This window comes from Pseudomonas sp. AC193 (assembly GCF_979258075.1).
In genome coordinates this window covers 582,178-608,296 of record NZ_OZ409832.1, presented here as the reverse complement: position 1 = coordinate 608,296, position 26,119 = coordinate 582,178, and the positions used below count along the sequence as shown (strand labels likewise).

Annotated in this window: 27 protein-coding genes; 12 read left to right on the top strand and 15 right to left on the bottom strand. The window is 58.4% G+C overall.

The genetic code is table 11. The annotated features are described in order from the left end of the window. Positions 1-76: 76 nt before the first annotated feature. A complete protein-coding gene (locus ACZZ0D_RS02905) occupies positions 77-1,396 on the top strand; it encodes an MFS transporter (RefSeq protein WP_159812555.1) in 1,320 nt (439 codons plus the stop codon). A gap of 149 nt (positions 1,397-1,545) precedes the next feature. On the opposite strand, the gene ACZZ0D_RS02900 is transcribed toward ACZZ0D_RS02905, so the two are convergent. Next, the gene (locus ACZZ0D_RS02900; RefSeq protein WP_463552421.1) at positions 1,546-2,301 is read right to left on the bottom strand and encodes a COG4705 family protein; all 756 of its coding nucleotides are present in this window, start codon (positions 2,299-2,301) and stop codon (positions 1,546-1,548) included. A 341-nt stretch (positions 2,302-2,642) separates the two neighbouring features. Here ACZZ0D_RS02900 and ACZZ0D_RS02895 point away from each other — a divergent pair, with 341 nt between their 5' ends. Then, positions 2,643-2,897 (top strand): hypothetical protein, encoded by a 255-nt coding sequence (locus tag ACZZ0D_RS02895; RefSeq protein ID WP_159812556.1) that lies wholly within the window; start codon positions 2,643-2,645, stop codon positions 2,895-2,897. Between the two features lie 257 nt (positions 2,898-3,154). Then, positions 3,155-3,784: a flavin reductase family protein gene (locus ACZZ0D_RS02890; RefSeq protein ID WP_212543918.1), complete on the top strand. Its 630-nt coding sequence runs from the start codon at positions 3,155-3,157 to the stop codon at positions 3,782-3,784. Between the two features lie 4 nt (positions 3,785-3,788). On the opposite strand, the gene ACZZ0D_RS02885 is transcribed toward ACZZ0D_RS02890, so the two are convergent. Together ACZZ0D_RS02885 and ACZZ0D_RS02880 are read right to left on the bottom strand one after the other, a co-directional pair. Further along, positions 3,789-4,031: a hypothetical protein gene (locus tag ACZZ0D_RS02885; RefSeq protein WP_053123283.1), complete on the bottom strand. Its 243-nt coding sequence runs from the start codon at positions 4,029-4,031 to the stop codon at positions 3,789-3,791. A 43-nt stretch (positions 4,032-4,074) separates the two neighbouring features. Then, on the bottom strand, positions 4,075-4,428 hold the full coding sequence (locus ACZZ0D_RS02880) for an antibiotic biosynthesis monooxygenase family protein (RefSeq protein WP_159812559.1): 354 nt from the start codon (positions 4,426-4,428) through the stop codon (positions 4,075-4,077). Between the two features lie 369 nt (positions 4,429-4,797). Between ACZZ0D_RS02880 and ACZZ0D_RS02875 the strand changes: the two genes are divergently transcribed. Beyond that, positions 4,798-5,727, top strand: a complete 930-nt coding sequence (locus ACZZ0D_RS02875) for an AraC family transcriptional regulator (protein WP_212543919.1) — start codon at positions 4,798-4,800, stop codon at positions 5,725-5,727. 129 nt (positions 5,728-5,856) lie between these two features. Here the strand turns inward: ACZZ0D_RS02875 and ACZZ0D_RS02870 are convergent, their stop codons facing one another. Further along, positions 5,857-7,305, bottom strand: a complete 1,449-nt coding sequence (locus ACZZ0D_RS02870; protein ID WP_463554756.1) for an aldehyde dehydrogenase family protein — start codon at positions 7,303-7,305, stop codon at positions 5,857-5,859. After that, positions 7,305-8,942: a 5-guanidino-2-oxopentanoate decarboxylase gene (locus tag ACZZ0D_RS02865; RefSeq protein WP_463552420.1), complete on the bottom strand. Its 1,638-nt coding sequence runs from the start codon at positions 8,940-8,942 to the stop codon at positions 7,305-7,307. The genes ACZZ0D_RS02870 and ACZZ0D_RS02865 overlap by 1 nt, the downstream gene beginning before the upstream one ends. 229 nt (positions 8,943-9,171) lie before the next feature. Between ACZZ0D_RS02865 and ACZZ0D_RS02860 the strand changes: the two genes are divergently transcribed. Next, the gene (locus ACZZ0D_RS02860; protein ID WP_463552419.1) at positions 9,172-10,053 is read left to right on the top strand and encodes a LysR substrate-binding domain-containing protein; all 882 of its coding nucleotides are present in this window, start codon (positions 9,172-9,174) and stop codon (positions 10,051-10,053) included. Between the two features lie 115 nt (positions 10,054-10,168). On the opposite strand, the gene ACZZ0D_RS02855 is transcribed toward ACZZ0D_RS02860, so the two are convergent. Together ACZZ0D_RS02855 and ACZZ0D_RS02850 are read right to left on the bottom strand one after the other, a co-directional pair. Further along, a complete protein-coding gene (locus ACZZ0D_RS02855; RefSeq protein WP_463552418.1) occupies positions 10,169-10,783 on the bottom strand; it encodes an NAD(P)-dependent oxidoreductase in 615 nt (204 codons plus the stop codon). Between the two features lie 255 nt (positions 10,784-11,038). Next, the gene (locus ACZZ0D_RS02850) at positions 11,039-11,917 is read right to left on the bottom strand and encodes an MBL fold metallo-hydrolase (RefSeq protein ID WP_463552417.1); all 879 of its coding nucleotides are present in this window, start codon (positions 11,915-11,917) and stop codon (positions 11,039-11,041) included. Positions 11,918-12,031: 114 nt separating this feature from the next. On the opposite strand from ACZZ0D_RS02850, the gene ACZZ0D_RS02845 reads away from it, so the two are divergent. After that, positions 12,032-12,937 carry a LysR family transcriptional regulator gene (locus ACZZ0D_RS02845; protein ID WP_401243207.1) on the top strand — a complete coding sequence of 302 codons (906 nt, stop codon included), beginning with the start codon at positions 12,032-12,034 and terminating at the stop codon, positions 12,935-12,937. Positions 12,938-13,067: 130 nt separating this feature from the next. Further along, the gene (locus tag ACZZ0D_RS02840; RefSeq protein ID WP_212543925.1) at positions 13,068-13,244 is read left to right on the top strand and encodes a hypothetical protein; all 177 of its coding nucleotides are present in this window, start codon (positions 13,068-13,070) and stop codon (positions 13,242-13,244) included. Positions 13,245-13,357: 113 nt separating this feature from the next. On the opposite strand, the gene ACZZ0D_RS02835 is transcribed toward ACZZ0D_RS02840, so the two are convergent. After that, the gene (locus ACZZ0D_RS02835; RefSeq protein WP_053123335.1) at positions 13,358-14,242 is read right to left on the bottom strand and encodes a helix-turn-helix domain-containing protein; all 885 of its coding nucleotides are present in this window, start codon (positions 14,240-14,242) and stop codon (positions 13,358-13,360) included. A gap of 187 nt (positions 14,243-14,429) precedes the next feature. On the opposite strand from ACZZ0D_RS02835, the gene pobA reads away from it, so the two are divergent. Both pobA and ACZZ0D_RS02825 read left to right on the top strand, forming a co-directional pair. Next, positions 14,430-15,614, top strand: a complete 1,185-nt coding sequence (gene pobA / locus ACZZ0D_RS02830; RefSeq protein WP_463554755.1) for a 4-hydroxybenzoate 3-monooxygenase — start codon at positions 14,430-14,432, stop codon at positions 15,612-15,614. A gap of 79 nt (positions 15,615-15,693) precedes the next feature. Then, positions 15,694-17,211 carry an MDR family MFS transporter gene (locus tag ACZZ0D_RS02825; RefSeq protein ID WP_053123339.1) on the top strand — a complete coding sequence of 506 codons (1,518 nt, stop codon included), beginning with the start codon at positions 15,694-15,696 and terminating at the stop codon, positions 17,209-17,211. A gap of 127 nt (positions 17,212-17,338) precedes the next feature. Here ACZZ0D_RS02825 and ACZZ0D_RS02820 read toward each other — a convergent pair whose 3' ends face one another. From ACZZ0D_RS02820 to ACZZ0D_RS02805, 4 genes are all read right to left on the bottom strand, one after another. Beyond that, positions 17,339-18,187 carry a cache domain-containing protein gene (locus tag ACZZ0D_RS02820; RefSeq protein WP_400648813.1) on the bottom strand — a complete coding sequence of 283 codons (849 nt, stop codon included), beginning with the start codon at positions 18,185-18,187 and terminating at the stop codon, positions 17,339-17,341. Positions 18,188-18,356: 169 nt separating this feature from the next. Continuing rightward, the gene (locus tag ACZZ0D_RS02815; protein WP_463552416.1) at positions 18,357-19,211 is read right to left on the bottom strand and encodes an ATPase; all 855 of its coding nucleotides are present in this window, start codon (positions 19,209-19,211) and stop codon (positions 18,357-18,359) included. Positions 19,212-19,327: 116 nt separating this feature from the next. Further along, positions 19,328-20,320, bottom strand: coding sequence for an NAD-dependent epimerase/dehydratase family protein (locus tag ACZZ0D_RS02810; protein WP_463552415.1), 993 nt, complete (start codon positions 20,318-20,320; stop codon positions 19,328-19,330). 97 nt (positions 20,321-20,417) lie between these two features. Beyond that, positions 20,418-21,317 (bottom strand): LysR family transcriptional regulator ArgP, encoded by a 900-nt coding sequence (locus ACZZ0D_RS02805; RefSeq protein WP_053123347.1) that lies wholly within the window; start codon positions 21,315-21,317, stop codon positions 20,418-20,420. A gap of 96 nt (positions 21,318-21,413) precedes the next feature. Here ACZZ0D_RS02805 and ACZZ0D_RS02800 point away from each other — a divergent pair, with 96 nt between their 5' ends. The 3 genes from ACZZ0D_RS02800 (at position 21,414) to ACZZ0D_RS02790 (ending at position 23,196) form a co-directional block, all read left to right on the top strand. Next, positions 21,414-21,815 (top strand): ACT domain-containing protein, encoded by a 402-nt coding sequence (locus ACZZ0D_RS02800; RefSeq protein WP_463552414.1) that lies wholly within the window; start codon positions 21,414-21,416, stop codon positions 21,813-21,815. A 5-nt stretch (positions 21,816-21,820) separates the two neighbouring features. Next, positions 21,821-22,423: a LysE/ArgO family amino acid transporter gene (locus ACZZ0D_RS02795; protein ID WP_053123351.1), complete on the top strand. Its 603-nt coding sequence runs from the start codon at positions 21,821-21,823 to the stop codon at positions 22,421-22,423. A 176-nt stretch (positions 22,424-22,599) separates the two neighbouring features. After that, positions 22,600-23,196 (top strand): superoxide dismutase, encoded by a 597-nt coding sequence (locus tag ACZZ0D_RS02790; protein WP_008085479.1) that lies wholly within the window; start codon positions 22,600-22,602, stop codon positions 23,194-23,196. Positions 23,197-23,264: 68 nt separating this feature from the next. On the opposite strand, the gene ACZZ0D_RS02785 is transcribed toward ACZZ0D_RS02790, so the two are convergent. The 3 genes from ACZZ0D_RS02785 to ACZZ0D_RS02775 are packed head-to-tail and all read right to left on the bottom strand — an operon-like array spanning position 23,265 to position 25,772. Continuing rightward, the gene (locus tag ACZZ0D_RS02785) at positions 23,265-24,059 is read right to left on the bottom strand and encodes a hypothetical protein (protein WP_463552413.1); all 795 of its coding nucleotides are present in this window, start codon (positions 24,057-24,059) and stop codon (positions 23,265-23,267) included. Between the two features lie 7 nt (positions 24,060-24,066). Further along, on the bottom strand, positions 24,067-24,444 hold the full coding sequence (locus ACZZ0D_RS02780; RefSeq protein ID WP_463552412.1) for a hypothetical protein: 378 nt from the start codon (positions 24,442-24,444) through the stop codon (positions 24,067-24,069). Further along, on the bottom strand, positions 24,444-25,772 hold the full coding sequence (locus ACZZ0D_RS02775) for a hypothetical protein (RefSeq protein WP_463552411.1): 1,329 nt from the start codon (positions 25,770-25,772) through the stop codon (positions 24,444-24,446). The genes ACZZ0D_RS02780 and ACZZ0D_RS02775 overlap by 1 nt, the downstream gene beginning before the upstream one ends. Between the last annotated feature and the right edge of the window lie 347 nt (positions 25,773-26,119).

Below are 26,119 nucleotides of genomic sequence, written 5' to 3'. Positions count from 1 at the left end.
GCACACCTCCTGCTATAGCCCACGCAGGCTGCGTTTTAACGCGCTCCACAAAAACAATTAAACGAAGGATCCTTCAATGGATAACTCCAACGCCCTGCCACTTGGGTCGGCTGCCGTGCCCGCCAAAGAAAGAACCACCGCCAGCCGGATCAAATCGATCTTCAGCGGTTCCGTCGGCAACATGGTCGAGTGGTACGACTGGTATGTGTATGCCGCCTTCTCGCTGTACTTCGCCAAATCCTTCTTCCCTGCCGGCTCCTCCACCGCACAACTGATGAACACCGCTGCGATCTTCGCCGTGGGCTTCCTCATGCGTCCGATCGGTGGCTGGTTGATGGGCCTCTACGCTGACAAAGTCGGGCGCAAGAAAGCGCTGATGGCCTCGGTCTATCTGATGTGCTTTGGCTCCCTGCTGATCGCGCTCAGCCCGAACTACGAAACCATCGGCATCGGCGCGCCGATCCTGCTGATCTTCGCCCGTCTGCTGCAAGGCCTGTCGGTCGGTGGCGAGTACGGCACCTCGGCGACCTACCTGTCCGAGATGGCGACCAAGCAACGTCGCGGCTTCTTCTCCAGCTTCCAGTACGTGACCCTGATCTCCGGCCAGCTCATCGCGCTCGGCGTGTTGATCGTCCTGCAAAACGTGCTGACCACTGAACAGCTGTACGCGTGGGGCTGGCGTATTCCGTTCGCCATCGGCGCACTGTGCGCAGTCGTTGCGCTGTACCTGCGTCGCGGCATGGAAGAAACCGAGTCGTTCACCAAAAAAGAGAAGTCCAAGGAAAGCGCAATGCGCACCTTGATGCGTCATCCAAAGGAGTTGATGACCGTGGTCGGCCTGACCATGGGCGGTACGCTGGCGTTCTACACCTACACCACCTACATGCAGAAATACCTGGTGAACACCGTCGGCATGAGCATCTCCGACTCGACCACTATTTCCGCAGCCACGCTGTTCCTGTTCATGTGCCTGCAACCGATCATCGGTGGCCTCTCGGACAAGATCGGCCGTCGTCCGATCCTGATCGCTTTCGGCGTGCTGGGCACGATCTTCACTGTGCCGATCCTGATGACCCTGCACACCATTCAAACCTGGTGGGGCGCATTCTTCCTGATCATGGCGGCGCTGATCATCGTCAGCGGCTACACCTCGATCAACGCGGTGGTGAAGGCCGAACTGTTCCCGACTGAAATCCGCGCGCTGGGCGTCGGCCTGCCGTACGCACTGACCGTGTCGATCTTCGGCGGCACCGCTGAATACATCGCGCTGTGGTTCAAGAGCATTGGTATGGAAACCGGTTACTACTGGTACGTGACGGCGTGCATTGCCGTGTCGCTGCTGGTGTACGTGACCATGAAAGACACCCAGAAGCATTCGCGTATCGTGACTGACTGATTGGGTTTTCACAGCCACTGCAATGGTGGCTGTGATGGCTCTATCGTGAGCAGGCTCGCTCCCACAGTGGTCGGTGGTGTTCACACATTCTGTGTTCACCACACTCCTCTGTGAGAGCGAGCTTGCTCGCGAATGAGGGCGACTCTGTATCAAGTCAACTCGGCAACCTGCGGCTTGCCATAGCGCTTCTGCGCGTACGAAGCGCCGACAATCATCACCAGCAGAATCCCCGCCAATACCGCCGACGAACCGATGGTGCCGAAATCCAGCCCGCCCTTCTCATGGGGTTTGGTCATCAAATCGCCCAGAGTCGCGCCAAACGGCCGGGTGAGCACGAACGCCACCCAGAACAACACCACAGTCGAAATCTTCGTGAAGTATTTCAACAGCACGACCACCGCAATCGTCGAGCCGATCAGCAACGCGCCACCGGCAAAACCCAGGCCCGAGTCATCGGCCAGATAATCGCCGAGCGCCGTGCCAAGGGTGTTGGAAAACAGAATGGCCATCCAATAGAACATCTCGCCGCGAAAGCTCTGCACTTTGTTGACGTTGAGCGAGTCACCACTCAGGCGCCACGCCGCGAAAATCGCCAGCAGAATCGCGATGAGGATCATCGAGCCGGTGGCGTAACCCAGACCGAGGGTGCGATCCATGAAATCGGACATGGTGGTGCCGGCGGTGCTGGTCGACAAAATCACGATCCAGTACAGCAGCGGCTTGTAGGTCTTGGCCATCAATTGGGTGATTAGCGTCAGCACAAATACGCTGATCAAAATCAGCGAGCTGATTGCATAGCCAACGTTGAGGGTCATCGACAGCAAATCGCCTGCGGTTTCCCCCAAGGTCGTCGCGCAGATTTTCATGACCCAAAAGGCCAGGGTGATTTGAGGAAGTTTATTCATCGCAGGTAACGCTCCAGTGTGTGACGGCCGGTTCTTGGTTTTAGGGCCGTGGGCAGACTGGCGTTGAGGCGGTGAAAAAGCGGTCGGCAAAGTATGAAAAATCTGTCATGTACGGATAAAAGCGATTAATCGCTAATTAATGCTGGCGCGACATCCTGCCCCTACCTGATCGATGACCTGCGCGACGTTCGCTTCGACGACGTAAGCGATTTAAATGCGCCGCTCTTAACATCAACTTAATCGATATTTTTTAGCATTATTTTGCGCTTTTTAATCGAATTGATCGGCGTAGCATTAAACCCAAGCAAGACACACCCCCAACGCATTCGGAGTACACGACCATGAAAACCAAACTGATCCTCGCTTTCGCCCTGTCCGTACTGGCTGCCAACACCTTCGCCGCCGACGGTTACGACCGCACGGGTTCTGCTGTTGCTGCTGATGGTTATGACCGCACGGGTTCTGCCGCTGTCGCTGCCGATGGTTACGACCGCACTGGTTCGGCGACTGTTGCTGAAGATGGCTACGACCGCACCGGCTCCGCGACTTTCGCAGCCGACGGTTATGACCGCACCCAATCCGCTGCCATCAGCTAATCGCTGCTGCACAGCGCACAGCCCGGCTTCGGCCGGGCTTAGTTATTTCTGGGGTAACACAAATTCCGAATGCACCCCGTTCCCCTGTAGGAGTGAGCCTGCTCGCGATAGCATTTCATCAGTCAACATTGATGTGACTGACACACCGCTATCGCGAGCAGGCTCACTCCTACAATGAATTTTTGTTTGGCTGGAAATATGTGGGGCTGCCTTGCACTATGGGCTCATTCAAAACCTAGCCTCAGGATCCCCCCGCCATGCCCGATGACATCCATTTCTACGAACCCGCCAACGGCCACGGCCTGCCGCACGATCCGTTCAACGCCATCGTCGGCCCGCGCCCGATCGGCTGGATTTCCTCGCAGGATGCCAACGGCCAACTCAATCTGGCGCCGTACAGCTTCTTCAACGCGTTCAACTACATTCCGCCGATCATTGGCTTCTCCAGCGTCGGGCGCAAAGACAGCCTGAACAACATCGAGCAGACCGGCGAATTCGTCTGGAACCTTGCCACGCGCCCATTGGCCGAGCAGATGAACCAGAGCTGCGCGATGGTCGCGCCTGAGGTCAACGAGTTTGAATTGGCGGGACTGACGACTGTTGCGTCGAAGGTTATTTCGGTGCCGCGCGTGGCCGAAAGCCCGGTGTCCTTTGAGTGCAAGGTCACGCAGATTATTCAGTTGCAGCGTGCTGATGGCGAGACGGTGCCGAGCTGGCTGATCCTCGGCGAAGTGGTCGCCGTGCATATCGCCAAATGGCTGTTGAAGGACGGCATCTACGACACCGCCGCGGCAGAACCGATTCTGCGCGGCGGCGGGCCGGCGGATTACTTCCAGTTGGGGCCTGAGGCCCTGTTCAAGATGTGGCGTCCGGGCGCAAACAAGTAACGCGTTACCAGATCAACTCGGCTTCTTCGGTGACGCCTTTGAGGTTATCCAGCTCATTGATGGCAGCCTCATCGGCGGCGATGGCGCCGGGGAAGACCTGGTCATTCAGCAGTTTGTGAAAGCGTGGTGCACCGCCATCGACCAAGGCCTTGACCGCGATTGCCGCGTAATAGCCCTTGTTGCCACCCAGTTCGACGGGGACGACTGCGGATACTGCTTCGAAGTGTTCGAACTCTTTACGTGCCATGTCGCAAGTCCTGGCTCAGTCAATTAAGCCGGACATTAAACCCTCAACCGACGAGTTTGTGTACCGCTGCCGGAGATTGGCCGAGCGCTTGTGCCGCCGAGACGTCTTTGAAGGTGTGGAAATCCAGACTGTTGACCACCAGTTCCTGCACCAGCTCGGCGAAGATACCCATCGACGGGCTGTTGAAATATGCGGTCATCATTTGCTGATTACTCCAGAACCCGGAGACCAGCCACAACTCGGGATCACACTGCGAATGCTGCAAGGCAAAGCTCAGGCAACCGGGGGCGGCGCGGGACGGTTCGATCAACGCGCTCAGGCGTACACCGAGTTCCGCCGAACGCCCGGCGCGCGCCCGGACGAAGGCCATATGACTGACGGGAATCTGCTTGGACATGTTCAACCCTCCCAGGGAGTCGCGTGGCAGCCGGGGGACGGGCTGCGACAGGATCAAAGGTTAAGGGCCAGGCGCTGAGTGCCGTTAGTCGATTCCTGCCGCCGCGTTGCACAATCCTGCGAGACTTGTCTGAACCTGAGTTCACACACATCCCCTGTAGGAGCTGCCGCAGGCTGCGATCTTTTGACCTTAAAGACAACAATCAAAAGATCGCAGCCTTCGGCAGCTCCTACAGTCCGGCGTCGCGTCGGTGTTGAGCAATAGCGCGGTGCAGAATCAGGCAAGCATTTCGCAGGATGTGTCTACCGCTCGCGCTTGCACAAACATATGCTCTGCTCCATTCCACCTCCCTTGCCGAGGATGCCGTGCATGACGTCATTCGATCGTTTTCAAGCCGAACCCAGCGCAGACATGGAAAAACAGCGCGCGGAACTGGCGGCGATCATCCGCCGCAACACCACGGACGATGGCAGCTACGAGACCGCCATCGGTTCGCTGTTTATGTCACGCCACACCAAATCCCACGACTTCGCCCCGGTGCTCGCGCAACCGGCGCTGTGCATCATGGCGCAGGGTCGCAAAGAGGTGCGGCTGGCCGACGAGTACTTCAATTACGACCCGTTGAATTATCTGGTGGTGTCGGTTTCGATGCCGCTGAGTGGGCGCGTGGTTAACGTGTCGCCGGAGGAACCGATCCTCGCTGTGCGCCTGGATATCGACCCGGCGGAAATCACCGCACTGATCGCCGACGCCGGGCCGATGGGCGTACCGACTCGACCGACCGGACGTGGCTTGTACGTGGAAAAAATCGACAGTTCGATGCTCGACGCGGTGCTGCGTCTGGCGCGTTTGCTCGACGCACCGAAAGACATCGCCATGCTCGCGCCGCTGATTCGCCGGGAGATTTTGTATCGCCTGCTGCGCAGTCCGCAGGGCCATCGTTTGTATGAGATCGCGATTGCCAACAGCCAGAGCCATCGCATCAGCCAGGCGATCAAATGGCTCAACGGCAATTTTGAGCAACCGTTGCGCATTGATGATCTGGCCAAAGAAGTGAACCTGAGCGTGTCGACCTTGCATCACCGGTTTAAGGCGATGACGGCGATGAGTCCGCTGCAGTATCAGAAGCAGCTGCGTTTGCAGGAGGCGCGGCGGTTGATGCTGGCGGAGGGGCTGGAAGCTTCGGCGGCGGGGTATCGGGTGGGGTATGAGAGTCCGTCGCAATTTAGCCGCGAGTACAGTCGGCTGTTTGGGGCGCCGCCGTTGCGGGATTTGGCGCGGTTGCGGTTGTCTGTTTGATCCGGAATGTCATTGGGCTTACAACCCTATCGCGAGCAGGCTCACTCCTACAGGGTCAGGTGTACACCCGCCCAATGTAGGAGTGAGCCTGCTCGCGATGAGGCCAGTTCAGACGAAAAAACCTCTGGATCAGATCGCGCGAATCACATGTTTGATCTCTTGAAACGCCGCCAATCCCCAAGGCCCTAACTCGCGGCCAATACTGCTCTGCTTGTACCCGCCCCACGCCGCCTGCGGGAAGATCACTTGCGGTGCATTGATCCACACCATCCCCGCCTGCAACGCATTGGCCACACGATCCGCCGCTACAGCATCCGCCGTCACCACACTCGCCACCAAGCCAAACGGCGTGTCATTGGCCAGCGCAATCGCTTCGGCTTCGCTGCTGAAGCTGCGCACGCAAACCACCGGCCCGAAAATCTCTTCACACCACAACGCACTGTCCAGCGGCACGTCGGTGAACACCGTCGGCTGCAAGAAATAGCCGCGCGGCAGATCCGCCGGACGATTACCGCCGCAGACCAATCGCGCACCCGCGCTCAGCCCACGATCGATGTGCCCGAGCACGCGCTGGTACTGCGCCTGATTGACCAGCGCGCCCATTTCCACCTCAGGATCAAATGGATCCGCCACACGAATCGCCTGCGCACGCTTCTGCAAACGAGCGAGAAATTCCTCTTCCAGCTCCTCAGCCACCAACACCCGACTGGTGGCCGAACACATCTGCCCGGCATTGAAAAACGCGCCGCCACAGGCCAGCTCAACCGCCAGATCGAGGTCAGCATCGGCCAACACCAGCAGCGAAGATTTGCCGCCCAATTCCAGGCTGACGCCCTTCACCGTTTCCGCCGCGCGCTGCATGACCTGCACGCCGACCGCGTTGCTGCCGGTAAAGGAAATCTTGGCGATACGCAGATCTGCCGACAACGGCGCACCGACCGCCAATCCAGTCCCGCAAACCAGATTGAACACGCCATTCGGCAGTCCCGATTCAGCAATGATCGCCGCCAATTCCAGCTCCGGCAGCGGTGTCACTTCCGACGGCTTGAGCACCACGCAGCAACCCGCCGCCAACGCCGGCGCAAGCTTCCACGCGGTAGTGACCATCGGAAAATTCCACGGCACGATCAGCCCGACCACACCGCACGGTTCGCGGCGCAAACGTGCACTGAAATCATCGCTCGGCAGCGGCACATTGCTGTCCTGTTTCGCGTCGAGGCCTTCAGCGAGTTCGGCGTAATACTCGAACGTGGCGATAACATCATCAACGTCGATGGCCGCTTCGAATTGCGGTTTGCCGTTGTTGCTCGACTGCAAATTCATCAAATGCTCGCGGCCGTTGCGCACGCCGTTGGCGATGTTGCGCAGAATCGCGCCGCGCTCGGCGCCAGTGGTTTGCGACCAACTCTTGAACGCTTCGCTGGCAGCGGCGACGGCTTGCTCGACCGCCTGCTCGTCACCGCCATTGACTGTGGTCAGCAGCGCTTCGGTGGCCGGGTTGATCACGCGCAGATGTTCGCCACCCGCCGACCATTGGCCGTTGATGTAGAGGCCATCGAGTGTGGTTGGGAAACTGATCATTGCGCCACCGCCTGCATCCATTGGGTCTGGTCGATTTCAATCAGGGTCGGGCCCTGACGATCGCTTGCACAACGCAACGCGCTGCGCAGTTGTTCGATGCTGCTGATCGCTTCGGCGGCGCAGCCGAGGCCTTTGGCGACCGCGACAAAATCCGGGGTGTAGATGTCCACGCCGACCGGTTCAATGGCGCGGTTGACCATGTATTTCTTGATCTCTTCGTAGCCCTGGTTATTCCACAACAGGACGATCACCGGCACCCGCGCTTCGACCGCGCTGGCCAGTTCCGGAAGGGTGAATTGCAGCCCGCCGTCGCCGATCAGGCACACCACGGGAGGGCGCGCACCTTTGTCGAGTTGACCACCGAGCCACGCACCAATCGCGGCCGGCAAGGCGTAGCCAAGAGTGCCGTAACCGGTCGAGGCGTTGAACCAGCGGCGCGGGTGATCCGGGTTGAACGTGAGGTTGCCGGTGTACACTGGTTGCGTCGAGTCGCCGACGAACACCGCGTTCGGCAATTCATCGAGCACGGTGTCGAGGAAACGGGTTTGTGCGAGGGTCGGCGCGTCCCAGCTCGCGGCCAGTTCAGCGCGCAGTTTGCCGGCCCGAGCCTGCCCCCAATCGCTGCTGCGCTCGGCGAGTTTTTCCTGCGACAGGGTGTTCAACAAAGCCTGTGCAGCATTGCGTGCGTCGGCCACCAGCGCCAGGTGCGGCGGGTAGTTGCGCACAGTCTGGTCGGCGTCGATATCGATGCGCAGCAGTTTGCCGGGAATCTCGAAACCGCCGGCGAAGGTCACGTCGTAATCGGTCTCGGCCAGTTCAGTGCCGATGGCCAACACCACATCAGCATCAGCGACCAGCGCGCGGGTGGCAGCCAGCGTCTGGGTCGAACCGATCAGCAGCGGATGGTTGCCCGGCAGCATGCCTTTGGCGTTGATGGTCAACGCCACCGGAGCGTCGAGCAACTCGGCAAGCTTGGTCAGTTCCGGCGCGGCGTCGATGGCCCCGCCACCGGCCAGAATCAGCGGACGTTTGGCACCGGCGAGCAATTCGCTCATGCGCTTGACTGCGCTTGGCGCAGCACCGGCGCGGTCGATATTGACCGGCACACTGGCGAGCAAGTCATCGGCGTTTTCGACCAGCACGTCCAACGGAATCTCGATGTGCACCGGACGTGGACGACCGGCCTGGAACAAGGCAAATGCACGCGCCAGCACCACCGGCAATTCAGCGGCGGACATCAAGGTGTGCGAGAACGCCGCGACACCGGAAACCAGTGCGCTCTGGTTCGGCAACTCATGCAGCTTGCCGCGCCCGCCGCCCAATTGGCTGCGCGATTGCACGCTGGAAATCACCAGCATCGGGATCGAATCGGCGTAGGCCTGACCCATGGCGGTGGTGATGTTGGTCATGCCCGGGCCGGTGATGATAAAGCAGACACCCGGTTTGCCAGCGGTGCGCGCGTAGCCGTCAGCCATGAAACCGGCGCCCTGCTCATGGCGAGGGGTGACGTGACGAATACTCGAACGCGCCAGCCCGCGATACAGCTCCACGGTGTGCACCCCGGGAATGCCGAACACCTGCTCGACCCCATAACCTTCGAGTAACTTGACCAGTACTTCGCCACACGTCGCCATGTCGATTGCCCTTCTTGTTCGCTGAAAACATAAGGCTTTTCTGTAGGAGTGAGCCTGCTCGCGATAGCGTCATCACATCCAACATCGCAGTGACTGATCTACCGCTATCGCGAGCAGGCTCACTCCTACATAAAAGCCCTTCATGGCTTCATTGAACGGTCGGCAGGTAGCCGCAACAATCGATTAAAAGTCATACTAGCCATGTCCTCACGTCATACCTTGGATCCACATGAAACGCATGCCTCCCCTGCCCGCCCTGCACACGTTTTTGATCACCGCGCAGTGCTGCAATTTCACCCGCGCCGCCGAGCAGTTGCACATCACCCAAGGCGCGGTGAGCCGGCAGATCGCCGGACTGGAAGAGCATCTCGGTTATCCGCTGTTCATCCGTCTGGCCCGAGGTTTGGCGCTGACCGTCGAGGGACGCGAATGGCTACCGCGCGTGGAAAAAGTCTTCGGTCTGATCAGCGAAGCGACCGAGCAGATCGGCCAGCAACGCGAAACCCTGCAACTCAAGGCGCCGAGTTGCGTGATGCGCTGGCTGCTGCCGCGTTTGCTGCAATGGCAGAAAGAACGCCCGGATGTGCCGGTGAAACTCACCGCGTCGTTGCAGCACGGGGTGGATTTTCAGCGTGAGCAATTTGATGCGGCGGTGATCTACGGGCCGCCACCGGATAACTCGCCGGGCGCTCTGCACCTGTTCGATGAGCAACTGACGCCGGTGTGTTCGCCGCTGCTGCTCAAGGGTTCACCGGCACTGAATGCTCCGGCGGATTTGCAACAGCATCTGCTGCTGCACCCGACGCACGATATTCAGGATTGGTCGGTCTGGTTGAACGCCGCGCAGCTGAATTTGAACAACGTCAGCAGCGGCCAGCATTTCGAAACGCTGGATCAGGCGATGTCGATGGCGTCGCACGGGACGGGGGTGGCGATTGGGGATTGGTCGTTGATCGGCGATGACTTGCGCGCGGGACGGCTGGTGATGCCGTTTGAGTTAAAGGTGAAGACGGGGTTGGCGTATTACGTGGTGTTGCCACCGGGAACCGAACCGTCGCCACCGCTCGAAGAACTGATGATCTGGCTGACAGAACAAGCCCACACCCGCTGAACACAAATCCCCCTGTAGGAGCTGCCGAAGGCTGCGATCTTTTGATCCTGGTTTTTTAAAATCAAAAACAAGATCAAAAGATCGCAGCCTTCGGCAGCTCCTACAGGGGGGTGTATTAGTAGCCGACGGTGTAGCGTTGGCGGGAGTGCTTTGGTGTTTCTACTTCGTCGATCAGTGCAATCGCATAGTCGGCAAAGGTGATCCAGCTACGGCCCTCGGCGCTCGCCAGCAAGTGATCCTGGCCAACACGAAATTTGCCACTGCGCTCACCTTCCACAAACTCCGCCGATGGCGACAGAAACGTCCAGTCCAGTTCCTTCTCCTGACGCAGCGCATCCAAAAACGCCGCCCCCGCACTGGCCTCGGTTTTGTATTCCGCCGGGAAACCCGCGCTGTCGATCACGCGTGTATCGTCCGGCAGCAACAGCGAACCGGCACCACCCACCACCAACAACCGCTTCACACCCGCCTGCTTAACCGGCCCGACAATCGCCGATGCCGGCACCGTGGCGAAATGTGCGGCGGTGATCACCACATCGTTGCCGGCCACCGCGTCTTGCAGCGCCGCCGAATCCAGCACATCGACATTCTTGCTGACGACACCGGCTCGCGCGCCGATCTTCGACGTATCGCGGGCGATGGCGGTGACGCTATGACCGCGACGCAGGGCTTCTTCCAGCAGTTGGCTACCGGCACGGCCGGTGGCACCAATGATTGCGATCTTGCTCATGACGTTCTCCAGTTGGCTTGAGTGTTTCAAATGAGGCACAAATCTATTGAGTGAAGATATTCCCTGTGCTGAGGAAACTTTGTGGCGAGGGGATTTATCCCCGCTCGGCTGCGCAGCAGTCGTAAATCCTGATAACTCGGTGTAACTGACAAAAATGCAGGGGAGCGCTTCGCACTCCAGCGGGGATAAATCCCCTCGCCACAAAAAGCAGTGCTAAATCCCTGAGACCTCAGTATTCAGATTGAATGAAGCGCATTACCACGTCATCTCGCCCTTCGCGACTTTCGCGCTCAGCTCCAGCGAGCTCTCTTCGCCCAGCGTCGGGTAGCGCTTTTTCATCGCGGCGATCAGCGCAGCAGAATCCTTGGCCTTCGCCGTTTCTTCATCGAAAGCTTTAATGTAGTCGGCAGTAAATTTCACGCTGGCCAGCGAGCGGCTGCTCTCACCCAAATAGTGACCCGGCACCACGGTTGTCGGCTTCAGCGTTTCAATCGACTGCAGCGTTTCCAGCCAATCCGCATGAGATTGCGCGGTCTGCGTATCGGCCATCCACACGTGAATGTTCTCGGCCACCACGACGCCACCGACCACTGCCTTGAGCGACGGAATCCACACGAAACTGCGATCCGGCTGCTTGCCGTCAAGCCCGACCACCTGCAACTTCTGCCCTTCAAGCATCAGGCTATCGCCCTTTAGCACGCTCGGCACGATGGTTTTCGCTGGCACGTCGGCGCCCATTTTCGGCCCCCAGAACGCGAGTTTGCCGACGACGGTTTTATTGATGTGATCGACGGTCGGTTGCGAGGCCAGCACCTTGGCATTCGGGAACGCCTTGGTCAGGGTGTCGAGGCCGAAGTAGTAATCCGGGTCGCCGTGGCTGATGTAGATGGTGGTCAGTTGTTTGCCGCTGGCGCGGATCTTTTCTACCACTTGTTCGGCCTGGGATTTGCCGAACTGTGCGTCGACGAGGATCGCGTCTTTCTCGCCGCTGACCAGCACCGAGGTCACCGGGAAAATCGCATTGGCGCCGGGGTTGTAAACATCCAGCGTCAGGTTGGCGGCCGCGGCATGCGCAGCGAAACCCAGCGAGGCGGTGGCGAGTAGAACGCGTTTGAGGGTGGTGAAGCCGATCATCTGTTGCTCCGGTGTTCGAATGCCTTGCTTGGCGATGGAACAGAGCTTAGTTGCCAGACTCAGTACAAAAAATGCGATGCTGGGACATAGTTTGTTTCTGAAAGCGGGCAAATCATGGATCGTCTCCAGGCAATGCGGGTGTTCGTCACGGTGGTGGATCTCGGTAGCCAGTCGGCCGCTGCGGATCATCTGGATCTCTCGCGGCCGGTGGTTTCACGCTACCTGGCGGAGCTCGAAGATTGGGTCGGCGCGCGCCTGATGCACCGCACTACGCGCAAGTTGAGTCTGACCGCGGCCGGCAGTGAAATCCTCCCGCGCTGCCGACAGATGATTGAGTTGTCGAGCGACATGCAGGCCGCCGTCAGCGAACCCCATGACGCGCCGCGCGGTTTGCTGCGAATCAGCGTCAGCACCTCGTTCGGTCAGGCGCAACTGGCCGATGCGATGGCCGCGTACGTCAAACGTTATCCGGGGGTGAGCATCGATTTGCAGATGCTTGATCGCACGGTGAACCTGGTGGATGAACGCATCGACCTGGCGATTCGCACCAGCAACGATCTCGATCCCAACCTGATCGCTCGACGCCTGACTGTGTGCCGTTCGGTGGTGTGCGCGGCGCCGGCTTATCTGCAAGAACAGCCGATGCCTTTACGGGTGGAAGACCTGAGCCGCCACAACTGCCTGACGCACTCGTATTTCGGCAAGAGCCTGTGGCATTTCGACGAGGATGGCGAACCGGTGTCGGTGCCGGTGCAGGGCAATATCAGCGCCAACGAGGCCAGCACGTTATTGCGCGCAACGCTGGCCGGCGCCGGGGTGGCGATGCTGCCGACGTATCAGGCCGGCGTGCATGTTCACAGCGGCGAACTGGTACGCCTGCTGCCCCACGCCGAACCACGCCAGATGAACATCTACGCGGTGTACGCCTCGCGCAAACACATGCCGGCGGCGCTGCGCAGCATGCTGGATTTCCTGGTGCAGCGATTCCCCGAGAACCCTGCTTGGGACGTGGGATTTTAAAAGTCAAAAGATCGCAGCCTGCGGCAGCTCCTACACGGATCCATGTAGGAGCTGCTGCAGGCTGCGATCTTTTGATCTTGTTCTATGCTGAAAGTAATACCGCAGGGTATTTCGTTCAGAGGTGAACGCCATGAACATCAAAACAAGAAGGTACGCCGCGATTTTCATCACCTGCGCTGCCACGCTGGCGCTGTACGGCACCGCGGCCTGGCGGGTCGAGCAGTTGCGACAGCTGCCGCGTGAATACGCGAGCTGCAATTTCGAGCGCTGCATTCCGCACAATGCGTCGCTGAACGCCTTGCGCTGACTTTGTAGGAGTGAGCCTGCTCGCGATAGCGGTGTGTCATTCAGATAAATTTTGACTGATACACCGCTATCGCGAGCAGGCTCACTCCCACAGGGGGTTGTGGTGATTTCGGTTTACTGTTCGGTCTTCAAGCGATCGCGGAAGGCCTTTGGCGATATGCCCACCCGGCGCCGGAACAGGCGCGTGAAGTTGGTTGGATCAGAGAACCCCAACAACTCCGACATCTCATAAATGGTCATGCTGGTGTACGTCAGCAAGCGCTTGGCTTCCAGCAATTGACGTTCGTGCATGATCTGCAACGCCGGTTGCCCCGCCAGTTCACGGCACGTGCCATTAAGGTGCGACACCGAGATCCCCAGCCGATGCGCCAGATCCTCGACCTTCACGTGCTGGCGGTAAGTCTCTTCCACCAACTGAATAAACCCGTTCAGGTATTCGCGTTGACGCTGCGGCCGTTGACTCGCGTTATGCCGCACGATTGCCTGGCGACTGACCCAGACCATGATCACGCTGACCAGCGAATGCATGAGCATTTCCCGCGCCGGTTGATGGCCGTTGTACTCGGCCTGCAATGCGGTGAACAAGCTGTTGAGGTAGTCGCCGTCCTTGCCCGCCGGATAATTCTCGGTCTGCGCCAATGCGTGCACCGAGTCGCCCAGTTGCGCCTGCAAATGGTTGATCAGCGGTGTGGCGAGGGTGACGATAAAGCCTTCAACGTCCTCGGAAAAACGAAAGCCATGCACCGATAACGGCGGCAGAACCTGGATTGCCGGGGTCTGCAACTGCGTGCGATGGCCTTCGATTTCAAGCTCTGCCTGACCTTTGAAAACGAAGAGTAACTGGCACAAATCGGCGTGGCGGTGGGGTTTGATTTCCCATTGATGTTCGCGACTGCGGGAGGAAATGGTTTCACAGTGCAGCAAGTCAGGGGTCGGCCAATCCAGGCTTTCACCGTAGAGCTTGAACACTGGAATCGAAGGCAGGTCAGGCTTGTTCATCACTTCAATCCAGGCCTCGAGGTTTGCGGGCGATAATCGCACCGATTGGCAGAATGTACAGGTATCGGCTCAGTTTTCACCTTCAATTGACAGACCCGCAAGGGAAAAATGCAAGCACTCGATCCATAAAAATAAATCAGCGGCGATTGTCGCGCGAAGCTTGCGAGTCATAAAAACAATGAAAACGCTGAAAACCCAAGTTGCCATCATCGGCGCCGGCCCGTCCGGTTTGCTCCTCGGCCAGTTGCTGCACAACGCCGGCATCGACACCCTCATCCTCGAACGCCAGACACCCGATTATGTGCTCGGCCGCATCCGCGCCGGCGTGCTTGAACAAGGCATGGTAGAGCTGTTGCGTCAGGCTGGGGTGAGTCAGCGCATGGACGCTGAAGGGCTGGTTCACGGCGGCTTCGAACTGGCGCTCGACGGGCGTCAGGTGCACATCGATCTGCACGCGTTGACCGGCGGCAAGACCGTAATGATCTACGGCCAGACCGAAGTCACTCGCGACCTGATGGCCGCTCGTCGGGAGGCTGGCGCGCAGACAATTTATTCAGCGAGCAATGTCGTTCCCCACGGCATGAAAAGCGACGAAGCTTTTGTCACCTTCGAAAAGGACGGAGAAACCTGGCGCGTCGATTGCGATTACATCGCCGGCTGCGATGGCTTCCATGGCGTGGCGCGGCAGTCGATTCCTGAGGATTGCCTGAAAGTGTTCGAGCGGGTTTATCCGTTTGGCTGGCTGGGCATTCTCGCCGACACGCCGCCGGTGCATGACGAGTTGGTCTACGCCCGCCACGAGCGCGGTTTTGCCTTGTGCAGCATGCGTTCGGCGACGCGCACGCGTTACTACTTGCAGGTGCCGGCAGAAGAAAACGTCGCTGACTGGAGCGACCAGCGCTTCTGGGATGAACTGAAAAACCGCCTGCCAGTTGCATTGGCCGAGAAACTGGTCACCGGCCCTTCGATCGAAAAAAGCATCGCGCCGCTGCGCAGTTTTGTCGTTGAACCAATGCAGTACGGGCGGATGTTCCTGGTCGGCGACGCCGCGCACATCGTCCCGCCCACCGGCGCCAAAGGTCTGAATCTGGCGGCGAGCGATGTCAGCACGCTGTTCAATATTCTGCTGAAGGTTTACCGCGAGGGGCGTAACGACCTGCTGGAGAAATACTCGGAGATCTGCCTGCGCCGCGTGTGGAAAGCCGAGCGGTTTTCCTGGTGGATGACTTCGATGCTGCACCGTTTTGATGATCACGATGCGTTCAGTCAGCGCATCAGTGCCTCCGAACTGGACTACTTTGTCAGTTCAGAAGCGGGCCGAAAAACTATTGCAGAAAATTACGTCGGACTTCCTTATGAGGCTATCGAATAGCTTCCTACCGACTTACACTGGCGAGCATCCCCGCTCGCCTGACGAACTGCGGGACTCTCACTGCCCGCAGGTTTTGCCCGTGACCAATCTTAATCACCCCGAAACGCCCAAACCGGCCATTCGCAGCGTGCTGGTGGCGCTGATGATGGCGATCTTTCTCGGTGCGCTGGATCAGACTATCGTCGCCGTGTCGATGCCGGCCATCTCCGCCCAATTCAAAGACGTCAGCCTGCTGGCCTGGGTGATTTCCGGGTACATGGTGGCGATGACTGTGGCGGTGCCGATCTACGGCAAGCTCGGCGATCTGTACGGGCGACGCAAACTGATGCTGTTCGGCATGGGCCTGTTCACCCTGGCCTCGCTGTTCTGCGGCATGGCGCAAAGCATGGAGCAACTGGTGCTGGCGCGGATCCTTCAGGGCATCGGCGCCGGCGGGATGATTTCGGTGAGTCAGGCGATCATCGGCGACATCGTCCCGCCGCGCGAACGCGGACGTTATCAGGGTTATTTCAGCAGCATGTACGCGGTGGCCAGCGTTGCCGGGCCGGTGCTTGGCGGCTACATGACCGAATACCTGTCGTGGCGTTGGGTGTTTCTGATCAACCTGCCGTTGGGGCTTGGCGCTTACTGGGTCGCGCACCGCAACTTGCGCGGGCTGCCGATTCCGCAACGCAAACCGATCATCGATTATGTCGGCACCGTGCTGATGATCATCGGCCTGACCGCGCTGCTGTTGGGCATCACTCAGGTGGGTCAGGGTCATGCGTGGCGCAGCGCTGAAGTGCTCGGGTTGTTTGCCTGCGCGGTAGTGGTGCTGGCGATTTTCGTCTGGCACGAACGTCGGGCACGAGAGCCGTTGCTGCCGATGCATCTGTTCGCCAACCGCAATGCGCTGCTGTGCTGGTGCACGATTTTCTTCACCAGTTTCCAGGCGATTTCCTTGATCGTGCTGATGCCGTTGCGCTTTCAAAGCGTCACCGGCGCCGGCGCGGACAGTGCCGCGTTGCACTTGCTGCCGCTGGCGATGGGTCTGCCGATCGGTGCGTATTTCGCCGGTCGCCGCACATCGGTGACCGGGCGCTACAAACCGCAAATTCTGACCGGCGCGATTCTGATGCCGATTGCCGTGCTGGGCATGGCCTTCAGTCCACCTGAAGCCACATTGATCAGTGGATTGTTCATGTTGCTCTGCGGGATCGCCAGCGGCATGCAGTTCCCGACCTCGCTGGTCGGCACGCAGAACTCGGTAGAACAACGCGACATCGGCGTGGCCACCAGCACCACCAACCTGTTCCGCTCGCTGGGCGGGGCGGTGGGTGTGGCGTTGATGTCGGCGCTGCTGTTGGCGTTGTTGCAGGATTCCAGTTTCGCTCATTTGGCGAGCAGTTCGTTGATGAGCGAGGGGCACTCCGGGAATGTCTTGCTGGACGGTCTCAACGCGGCACCGGGGGATGCGCAGAATGCCTTGCGCGCAGAGTTGCTGGTGACGTTCCGGCATTTGTTGTGGGTGAGTGCGGCGGTGTCGTTGCTTGGATTGGCGGCGGCGATTGCCATGCCGAACAACCTGCTGCGCGGGCGTGAGCACGGCGCAAAATAATTGCCGTGACACTGTCCCCTTGTGGGAGCGGGCTTGCTCGCGAAAGCGGTATGTCATTCAACGATGATGTTGTCTGACACGACGCCTTCGCGAGCAAGCCCGCTCCCACAGGTGAAGCAGCGCTCACTTAAGGGCTGTAGTAACCGACCGCGACGAGGAAATGCCCGACCTTTTTCAGGTAGGCATGCTTATCCTCGATCTTGCCGGTCACCGGGTTTTTCCAGCGGTACTCATACTCGCCTTCATCCTGCTTGCCGATCAGCGCCAGAATCGGCTCGCCCACCGGTTTGCCCTCCGGATCCTTGACCTTGCCGAAGTCGGTATTGATCAGCCGCAGATTGGTGCCGTGGGCAACGTAGCGCTGGGTATTCAGATCGACCACAAACACATACAAGTCATCCTGCAAATATCCGCCCTTGAGCGAGTTGATCGCCGTCAGCGTGCCCTTCTCGTCTTTGCTCAGATCCGTCGCGGCTTTATCCAGCAGGGCTTTGGCTTGTTCTGCGGAGGCGCGCGGCAGGTAATAACCGACCGCCAGAATCCGCTGACCGATGCGCTGATAGAACACGTGCTTGCGCTCGACCTTGCCGTCAGACCAATTCTGCCAGCGGTATTCGGCTTGCTGAATGCCATTGCCTTCCGGCACCAGCAACGCCTGTTTGAAAGCTTTCTGCAAATCCGGCCCGAGCACTTCGCTGACATCACGGCCAATCAGCGCTGACGACGGCCCACCGCTGGCGAGCATCACGCCTTTGGTGTCGACCACAAACACGTAGCGATCTTTGTCGACAAACTCGCCCTGACGACTGAAGGCCGCGAAGGCCTTGTCGCCGTTGTCGTGGTAGTAAGCGAGCGCTTTTTCCAGCAGGGCGATGGCCGCCTGACTGTCATCTTTTGCGGCGGTCGCGGCGCTGGCCTGACCGAACCCGGCCAATACCAGCAAACAGAGCCAGGCGAATTTTTGCACAAACCCCATGACGCATCCCTCGTTCTTGTTGGTGTTTCAAGAGCGTAGACGGGTTGGCGTTAGACGGAGGTTGAAGATGAATCGAGAGATTGCCGCATCTTCCTGTGACAAAGGAGATTTCTGTGGTGAGGGGATTCATCCCCTCACCACAAAGGCTCCCCGCATTAAGTGATCTGAGTTATGGCCGGGAATTGATCTGCTGCTGCAAGTTCTGGATCTGCGCCTGCAAGGTGTTGATGGTGCGGGTCATCTGCCCGCGGAACGCGTCGAACTCGGCGGTGTTGCCGCCGCCCTGTGGCGCTGCCGGGCGATTGTCCTGCTCGCTCTTCAGCACAACGATGTCCTGCTCCAGACGCTCGATCGCCGCGCTCGGATTGCCTTGCTTCTTCAACGCCGCGATATCAGCGCTGAAGCTCTTGAACTGCGCATCGAAGGCCTTCAACTGCGTATCGACCTTGCTGGTGTCCGCCGGGGTGCTTTTCAGCGTCGCCAGTTCTGCGCTCAAGGCTTTGACCTGCGCCTGCAACTGGGTATTGGCGTTCTGCTGTTCGGTGGTCTGCGCGGTCATCTGCGCCAGACGCTTGTCCAGATCACTGGCCTGCCCCGCGACGCCTTGCTGCTGTTTGTTCTGATCGAGCAGCTTTTCTTCGAGTTGCTTGATCTGCAACTTCAAGGCTTCGCTGTCGCTGGTGACGTTGCTCTGGCTGGCGACGACTTTGCCGGAAATATCCTGCAAGCGCCCCGCCGCTTCTTCACTGATCCGCGCGAAGCTTTCCTGAGTCGCGACCAGTTGCTGCTCCATCAAGGAAATCTGCTGAAAACTCCACCAGGCCAGACCGATGAAGGCAAAAAACAACGCGCCGACCAAAGCCCAGAGCGGCCCGGTGCTGGCGGCTTTGACCTTGACCACTGGCGCTGTGCGCGAATGCACGGTGGTGCGGGCGGTGGTCGGAATGTCATCGTCGTCGAAGGTGTCGGCACGCAGGCTCGGCACATCATCGAAATCGTCGTGGGCATCATTACGCATGGACATTGAGGCAACCTTTGTAAAACGCGGTGATGGCTAAATGCTGCGAAGTATAACCCGCTCAGCCGCAGGCATTGACCCTCGACCGAGGGCGCGGTTCAGTGCTGGCCGACCAAGTGAGCTCAACGAATGTCCTGGGCTTTCCACCAGCCGCAGAACTCATCGAGCGCCGTCCACAGGCTGACTTGCGGATCGTAGTCCAGATAATGCCGCGCGCGGCTGATGTCGAGGGTGAAATTTTTCTTCATCACCTGCATGCCCAACCGCGACAGCGTTGGCTCCGGACGCCCGGGCCAGAGTTTGCACGCGCCTTCATTCAGCGCCGCGACGCTGTAGGCCAGCCCGTAGGAACGGTACTTGCTGACCTGTGGGACTTCCATCTTGCGCATCACGTAATTGACCACATCCCACAACGGCACCGGCGCACCGTTACTGATGTTGTAGGCCTTGCCTAGCGCCGAACCGGCGGCGAGCAGACTGCTGAGCATCGCTTCGTTGAGGTTCTGCATACTGGTGAAATCGACTTTATTCAGGCCGTTGCCGATGATCGCCAGACGGCCCTTGCGCTGCATATTCAGCAGGCGCGGGAAGATGCTCATGTCGCCGGCGCCGGTGACGAAACGCGGGCGCAGGGCGATGGTTTCCAGCCCAAATTCCTGAGCGCCAAAAACCTTTTGTTCGGCCAGATACTTGGTCGCGGCGTAGTGATGTTTGAAGCGCTTGGGCACTTGCTCTTCGGTCAGGTTGAGGTGGTCGCGGCCGTCGAAATAGATCGACGGCGACGACAAGTGCACCAGCCGCCGGACGCGCTGCTTCAGGCAAGCTTCGACGATGTTTTCTGTGACCTGCACGTTGCCCTGATGAAAGTCCTGATAGCGCCCCCACAGCCCGACGGCCCCGGCGCAATGCACCACGGCTTCGACATCGCTGCAGAGTTCGCGCGCCAGCTCGGCATCGCTAAGATCGCCGGGCACAAACTCGGCGCCACGGCGTACCAGATGCTCGACGCTTTCGGCCCGGCGCCCGTTGACCCGTACGTCCAGGCCCTGCTCCAGAGCGAAACGCGCAAAGCGTCCGCCAATGAAGCCGCTTGCGCCGGTGACCAGAATTTTCATGCACAACTCCAACAGAAAAGCAGCTGCGAGCGTCAAGCTTCGCGCTACAAGTAAAAACGGTGCGCAAGCCCACAACTTGCCGCTTGCAGCTTGACGCTTACAGCTGTTTCCAAGGCACTAGCCATTGTGCTGAAGCGCGCACCAATTGCTCGGTCAGTAAGCCGAGCAACTGACCGCCATTGCGCCAATGATGCCAGTACAGCGGCACGTCGATCGGTTTATCTGGCAACAGTTCGCGCAATTCGCCGCGTTGCAGTTGCTCGCGCACTTGCAGTTCCGGCACCAGTCCCCAGCCCAAACCGGCTTCGGTCAGACGGATAAAACCTTCCGAAGACGGACACAAATGGTGCTCGAATCCGCCGTCGACACCCAGCGACGCCAAATAGCGATGCTGAAGAAAATCGTCCGGGCCGAACACCAGCGCCGGGGTGCGCGGCAGTTGCTCGGCGCGCACGCCATCGGGGAAATGCCGCTCGATAAACGCCGGGCTGGCCAGCGCGCGATAACGCATCGCGCCGAGCAACACGCTACGCGCACCCGCCACCGGTCGTTCGCTGGCGCACAAGCACGCGGCCACTTCACCGGCACGCATGCGTTTGAGGCCGACGGTCTGGTCTTCGACGATCAGATCCAGCAATAAATGTTGCTCGGCGCAGAAATCGCCGACTGCCTGCGCCCACCACGTCGCGAGGCTGTCGGCGTTCAGCGCAATGCGCAGGCGCTCCGGCAAGCCCTCTTCGTCCAAGGCCGGGACGAGGGTTTGCAGGTCGCGCTCAAGCAAACGCACCTGCTGCACATGGTTGAGCAAACGCCGGCCGATTTCCGTGGGCGACGGCGGCGTGCCGCGCACCAGCACCGGCTGGCCGACCCGCGCCTCCAGCAGTTTGATTCGTTGCGAGATCGCCGATTGCGACAACCCGAGAATCTGCGCGGCGCGTTCGAATCCGGCTTGCTCGACCACGGCGGCCAGAGCAGACAGCAATTTGTAGTCGAACATCAGTTTTCCTAATGAGCGATCAGCACTATTGGTTTTTCTTATACAGGTTTCGGCCGGAGAATAGCCAGCAAGCACTCTTTATCAAGGAACACTTCAATGGCTGGCGAAACCTCTCTCACAACCTTGTTGCGCAGCATGAGCCCGCAACTCAACGCCGGCGAATACGTGTTCTGCACCCTGCGCGACAACAAATTGCCGGAAGGTCTGGAGACCGTCGGCAGCTTCCGCGAGCAGGAAGGTCTGACGGTGATTCTCGAACGTTCCCACGCTGAACAGGCTGGTTTCAGCTTCGACTACGTCGCCGCGTGGATCACCCTCAACGTGCATTCAGCGCTGGAAGCCGTCGGACTCACCGCCGCGTTTGCCACGGCATTGGGCAAGGCCGGGATCAGTTGCAACGTGATCGCCGGCTACTACCACGATCATTTGTTTGTCGGTCAGGCCGACGCCGAACGCGCGATGCAGGTCCTGCGCGACTTGGCAGCCAACGCGGAGTAACTGTTATGTGGCAAAGCTATGTGAACGGCCTGCTGGTGGCGTTCGGGCTGATCATGGCGATCGGCACGCAGAACGCGTTTGTATTGGCGCAGAGCCTGCGTCGCGAGCATCACTTGCCAGTGGCGGCATTGTGCGTGGTGTGCGATGCGCTGCTGGTCGCCGCCGGGGTGTTCGGGCTGGCGACGATTCTGGCGCAGAACCCGACGCTGCTGGCGATCGCTCGCTGGGGCGGCGCGACGTTTCTGATCTGGTACGGCAGCCAGGCGCTGCGCCGGGCGTGCTCGAAACAGAGCCTGAATCAGGGCGAGAATCAGACCGTGCGTTCGCTGCGTGCGGTGATGCTCAGCGCGTTGGCGGTGACGTTGCTCAACCCGCACGTTTATCTGGATACGGTTTTACTGATCGGTTCGCTGGGCGCGCAGCAATCGGTGCCAGGCGCTTATGTGGTCGGTGCTGCGAGTGCTTCGCTGTTGTGGTTTTTCACCTTGGCGCTCGGCGCGGCCTGGCTGGCACCGTGGTTGGCACGGCCGAGCACGTGGCGAATTCTCGATCTGGTGGTGGCGTTGATGATGTTCACCGTGGCCGGGCAATTAATTATCGCCAGCTGATTTATTCCAAAAGGCTCTGGAACCTCTATCCCACACAGTTGTTGCGTGGTTATGGCGCAACCCCGGTGCTATGATCCAACCCCTGCGCCGCAAAGAGTAAAAACTCGCCGGTGCATTTCTGGCCGCCCGTGATCGGCCTTGCGCTCACCGCAACAGACCTGATTAGGAGAATCATCATGGCTTTCGAATTGCCGCCGCTGCCTTACGCACACGATGCCCTGCAGCCGCACATTTCCAAGGAAACCCTGGAATACCACCACGACAAGCACCACAACACCTACGTCGTGAACCTGAACAACCTGGTGCCAGGCACCGAGTTCGAAGGCAAGACCCTGGAAGAAATCGTCAAGACTTCCTCGGGCGGTATCTTCAACAACGCCGCTCAGGTCTGGAACCACACTTTCTACTGGAACTGCCTGGCGCCAAACGCCGGCGGTCAACCAACCGGCGCGCTGGCTGAAGCCATCAACGCTTCGTTCGGTTCGTTCGACAAGTTCAAAGAAGAGTTCAGCAAAACCTCGATCGGCACCTTCGGTTCCGGCTGGGGCTGGCTGGTGAAAAAGGCTGACGGTTCCCTGGCTCTGGCCAGCACCATCGGCGCCGGCAACCCGCTGACCAGCGGCGACACCCCGCTGCTGACCTGCGACGTGTGGGAACACGCTTACTACATCGACTACCGCAACGTTCGTCCTAAATATGTCGAAGCGTTCTGGAACCTGGTCAACTGGAAGTTCGTTGCTGAGCAGTTCGAAGGCAAAACCTTCACCGCTTAAGCTGCGCGCCAGTCAAAAAACCCGGCTTTTGCCGGGTTTTTTTATGCCTGTGATTTGCGGCAGCAGTATCAGGCAAATACTCCAAAAGTTTTCCCACCGAGGTGGATGACCAAAAATCCAAGAAAAGAATAAGCAATTATTTGCGCAGGAATAACAACCAGGCGTCGTAGATGCGAGGGGAAAGCAGCGATCTCATCCATCGCATAGGGATCACTTTTTGACAAAAAATCATCGTCGATTAAAAGCATCTGTGAAATGTGAGACAAACGACAGTAGCGACCGTAGACGCCGTTTCCCAACACTCGTTGATTGCGAGCGACGAAGTACGATGTTTTCAGGAGAGACTCAAGCTGCGCCAGTCTGAAAAAGCTGATCCATACTTTTGCAAATACAGCGATCAGGCCCAAGGAAAAACAGGCAATTAACCCGGCAACACCGATTAATTGCAGATCACTCGCTGGTCTGGAAAGAGTCACGCATATCCAACCAGTACTCAACCAAAGCAAGAGTAACCCGCCACCGATCACACTCAGCTGGAAGAGGTAGTCTGAATTCTCACCCACTTTTTCAGATGCTCCGGGATAAGTTCTGCTTCCATGACTGCATGCGGATCCAGCATTTGAATGGGTCAAACGGCCCGTCAATGCCCCTATTTCTCTGACTCGTCTCATTCGTCCAAATGGGCCGTTTCCCAATATTCTGCTATTAATGCCCACAACGTGGGAGGCAATGAAATGGTCTTCCATCTGATCAAGCCGGAAATAGGCGGCGAACAACACGAATGCCCCGCTGAGGAAGAAAAGCAGAAGTACCACGGCCCATGAATAGAGATAGACGAGATCAAAATGTGGGGCGATCAGCACTGCGCGCTCACAGATAACCTTTGATATTGACCCATACCAAAATCGCAAAAAACCATACAAGGCAGACTGCATTGATGTGGCCGGGAATGATCACCCAAGGTCGCAATTTCTTTGGAAAATTAATTACCTCCTCGATGGACTCAGGATCCATCTTTCGGAAAAATTTTAAAACCAAAAGGGCGTATACAACCTCAAGATTCCCCACCTTGAAGACCATCGGAGTGTTTTTTTGGCCCCGATGCGATGCGACGAAACGAGAGTTCGAGAAATGGCTCTGAATTTCTTCCAGCTTGTAGGTCGCCACATAAGCTGAAAAGCAATAGTTCAGAAGAAATAATACAAATAGGGGAACCCCAGATAAGCCAATAAATTGATCGAGGCTCATTATTGACTCACCTCATACAACTTTTCACCGACGAATTCACCAAACTGACCACCGCTATCCCCCATTTGCGCTGCAAGCATCCCACTTACAACCAACATGCAAACCAGCCCTCCTGCACCCGCTGTGCCCACTCCAAGAGCAATACATGTCATTGGTGCGATTGGCGCCAGTCTTGTTGCCATCATTCCCCCCACAACATTTCCTGACAGCTTAGAACCTTCGACGAACTTCGCCTGACGGCATTCCTCTTCGCGTCCGGTACGGCATGCTTCGTGTATCTTCATCGCCGCTGAGGTCGCACCCAATCCAATTGCCAAATAACCGCCTGCCTTTATGTACTTAGAGGATCGCGCCACGCCCTCAATATGCGTCGCATATCCCGGCAATTGATTCGGTGCGCCTGCCTTGTTCCAGTTGTGCACAATTCTTCGCGAAGATATCCCTAAAGCACGTTTAAGTTTGGGGTGATCCGGGATACCTGTCATCTTGCGAACCAACGGCCCCAAACCGGCATCAAGCTTCTTCATCAACCTTTTACGTTGTGCAAAAAACTCCGGGGAGTTGAGATTGCCATGCTGGCGGTATTGCTCGATGTGTAAGCGCTCCAGTTCTTTAAGCGTGTTATTGAGCGTTTCCATGTGCTGCCCCACCATGAACGATGCAACGCCCAATGCTCCGGAAGAAACACCCAAAAACGGCTCAATCACCTGATGATGCTCAACCATGAAAGAAGCTTCTTCATCCGTCAGATCCTTCAGCGCTTCATTCACCTTCTCCGCTGCCGCCATCATCTGCGCCTCTTCGCGTCGGCACATGTAGTTGCGCGAGTCACTGAAGATGACCATTTGCCCCGGTTTGACCTGTTCACTTAAATGACGGTTTAGCGAACGGAACTCGCGGCGCAATGCATCGCCAGGCGTCGTTTCATACAGCGCTCGCTCCAGCGCTTCGCGGCTCATGGGCTTCTGGACAATGTGAAAGCCCGACTCAGCCGGTGGCGGCAAGGTGTAGGCGTGGTCTTCCACCAGATGCTCGGCGGATGGTGGTTCTGATTTGGGTTTGAAGGCGTTCCAGGAAGCACCGCTGTTATTCGCGACAACACGTGGTTTCACCACAACCCACTCACCATTACTGACGGCTTCGCCGAGTTTTCTCTGGTTGGCGCCTTGCAGGTAATTGGAATGATTGAGATTCATTGCATTGAGCAGATTGTCGAAGCCCGGCAATTCATCTGGGCGGTTGAGTGCCTCTCGAAAGATGTCCATGGCTTGATGGGTGTCGAGTACCTGCTGGCCGTGGAGTTCGCGTTGAGGGATAAGTCTGGTCACGTCCGTGCACTGTTCTGCAAAACAGCGGACTTTGACGAGCGAACTCAAGCACGGATGCAGGCCGATTCCGCATTGTGCGTAGGGAAATTCCGACTTTTCCTTGGCGGGAGAGACTCGCTGAACTTTGGGGAAATCGAGCCCTTGATGACCGCGACTCATTGGCCGGATGGTATTTCAGATCAAAAGATCGCAGCCTTCGGCAGCTCCTACGTGAAAATGGCGTTTCTCCCACAGAAAATGCAGCCTCACGCCGCTTGCTGCCGTGGCGCAGAGGGCTAACATCAATCAAAGGAAAAATTGTCAGACAGCGCTCAAGTTGAGGGCCAATACAACCGACACAGTACTAA

Bases quoted from the DNA above. Each gene is read 5' to 3' on its own strand.
- ACZZ0D_RS02905 (WP_159812555.1), top strand. From the start codon at position 77: ATGGATAACTCCAACGCCCTGCCACTTGGGTCGGCTGCCGTGCCCGCC.
- ACZZ0D_RS02810 (WP_463552415.1), bottom strand. From the start codon at position 20,320: ATGAAAATTCTGGTCACCGGCGCAAGCGGCTTCATTGGCGGACGCTTT.
- ACZZ0D_RS02835 (WP_053123335.1), bottom strand. From the start codon at position 14,242: ATGAACAAGCCTGACCTGCCTTCGATTCCAGTGTTCAAGCTCTACGGT.
- ACZZ0D_RS02880 (WP_159812559.1), bottom strand. From the start codon at position 4,428: ATGTCCAAGCAGATTCCCGTCAGTCATATGGCCTTCGTCCGGGCGCGC.
- ACZZ0D_RS02885 (WP_053123283.1), bottom strand. From the start codon at position 4,031: ATGGCACGTAAAGAGTTCGAACACTTCGAAGCAGTATCCGCAGTCGTC.
- ACZZ0D_RS02855 (WP_463552418.1), bottom strand. From the start codon at position 10,783: ATGAGCAAGATCGCAATCATTGGTGCCACCGGCCGTGCCGGTAGCCAA.
- ACZZ0D_RS02860 (WP_463552419.1), top strand. From the start codon at position 9,172: ATGAAACGCATGCCTCCCCTGCCCGCCCTGCACACGTTTTTGATCACC.
- ACZZ0D_RS02780 (WP_463552412.1), bottom strand. From the start codon at position 24,444: ATGAGCCTCGATCAATTTATTGGCTTATCTGGGGTTCCCCTATTTGTA.
- ACZZ0D_RS02890 (WP_212543918.1), top strand. From the start codon at position 3,155: ATGCCCGATGACATCCATTTCTACGAACCCGCCAACGGCCACGGCCTG.
- ACZZ0D_RS02900 (WP_463552421.1), bottom strand. From the start codon at position 2,301: ATGAATAAACTTCCTCAAATCACCCTGGCCTTTTGGGTCATGAAAATC.
- ACZZ0D_RS02815 (WP_463552416.1), bottom strand. From the start codon at position 19,211: ATGTCCATGCGTAATGATGCCCACGACGATTTCGATGATGTGCCGAGC.
- ACZZ0D_RS02895 (WP_159812556.1), top strand. From the start codon at position 2,643: ATGAAAACCAAACTGATCCTCGCTTTCGCCCTGTCCGTACTGGCTGCC.
- ACZZ0D_RS02800 (WP_463552414.1), top strand. From the start codon at position 21,414: ATGGCTGGCGAAACCTCTCTCACAACCTTGTTGCGCAGCATGAGCCCG.
- ACZZ0D_RS02805 (WP_053123347.1), bottom strand. From the start codon at position 21,317: ATGTTCGACTACAAATTGCTGTCTGCTCTGGCCGCCGTGGTCGAGCAA.
- ACZZ0D_RS02865 (WP_463552420.1), bottom strand. From the start codon at position 8,942: ATGGCGACGTGTGGCGAAGTACTGGTCAAGTTACTCGAAGGTTATGGG.
- ACZZ0D_RS02845 (WP_401243207.1), top strand. From the start codon at position 12,032: ATGGATCGTCTCCAGGCAATGCGGGTGTTCGTCACGGTGGTGGATCTC.
- ACZZ0D_RS02875 (WP_212543919.1), top strand. From the start codon at position 4,798: ATGACGTCATTCGATCGTTTTCAAGCCGAACCCAGCGCAGACATGGAA.
- ACZZ0D_RS02795 (WP_053123351.1), top strand. From the start codon at position 21,821: ATGTGGCAAAGCTATGTGAACGGCCTGCTGGTGGCGTTCGGGCTGATC.
- ACZZ0D_RS02850 (WP_463552417.1), bottom strand. From the start codon at position 11,917: ATGATCGGCTTCACCACCCTCAAACGCGTTCTACTCGCCACCGCCTCG.
- ACZZ0D_RS02790 (WP_008085479.1), top strand. From the start codon at position 22,600: ATGGCTTTCGAATTGCCGCCGCTGCCTTACGCACACGATGCCCTGCAG.
- ACZZ0D_RS02840 (WP_212543925.1), top strand. From the start codon at position 13,068: ATGAACATCAAAACAAGAAGGTACGCCGCGATTTTCATCACCTGCGCT.
- ACZZ0D_RS02820 (WP_400648813.1), bottom strand. From the start codon at position 18,187: ATGGGGTTTGTGCAAAAATTCGCCTGGCTCTGTTTGCTGGTATTGGCC.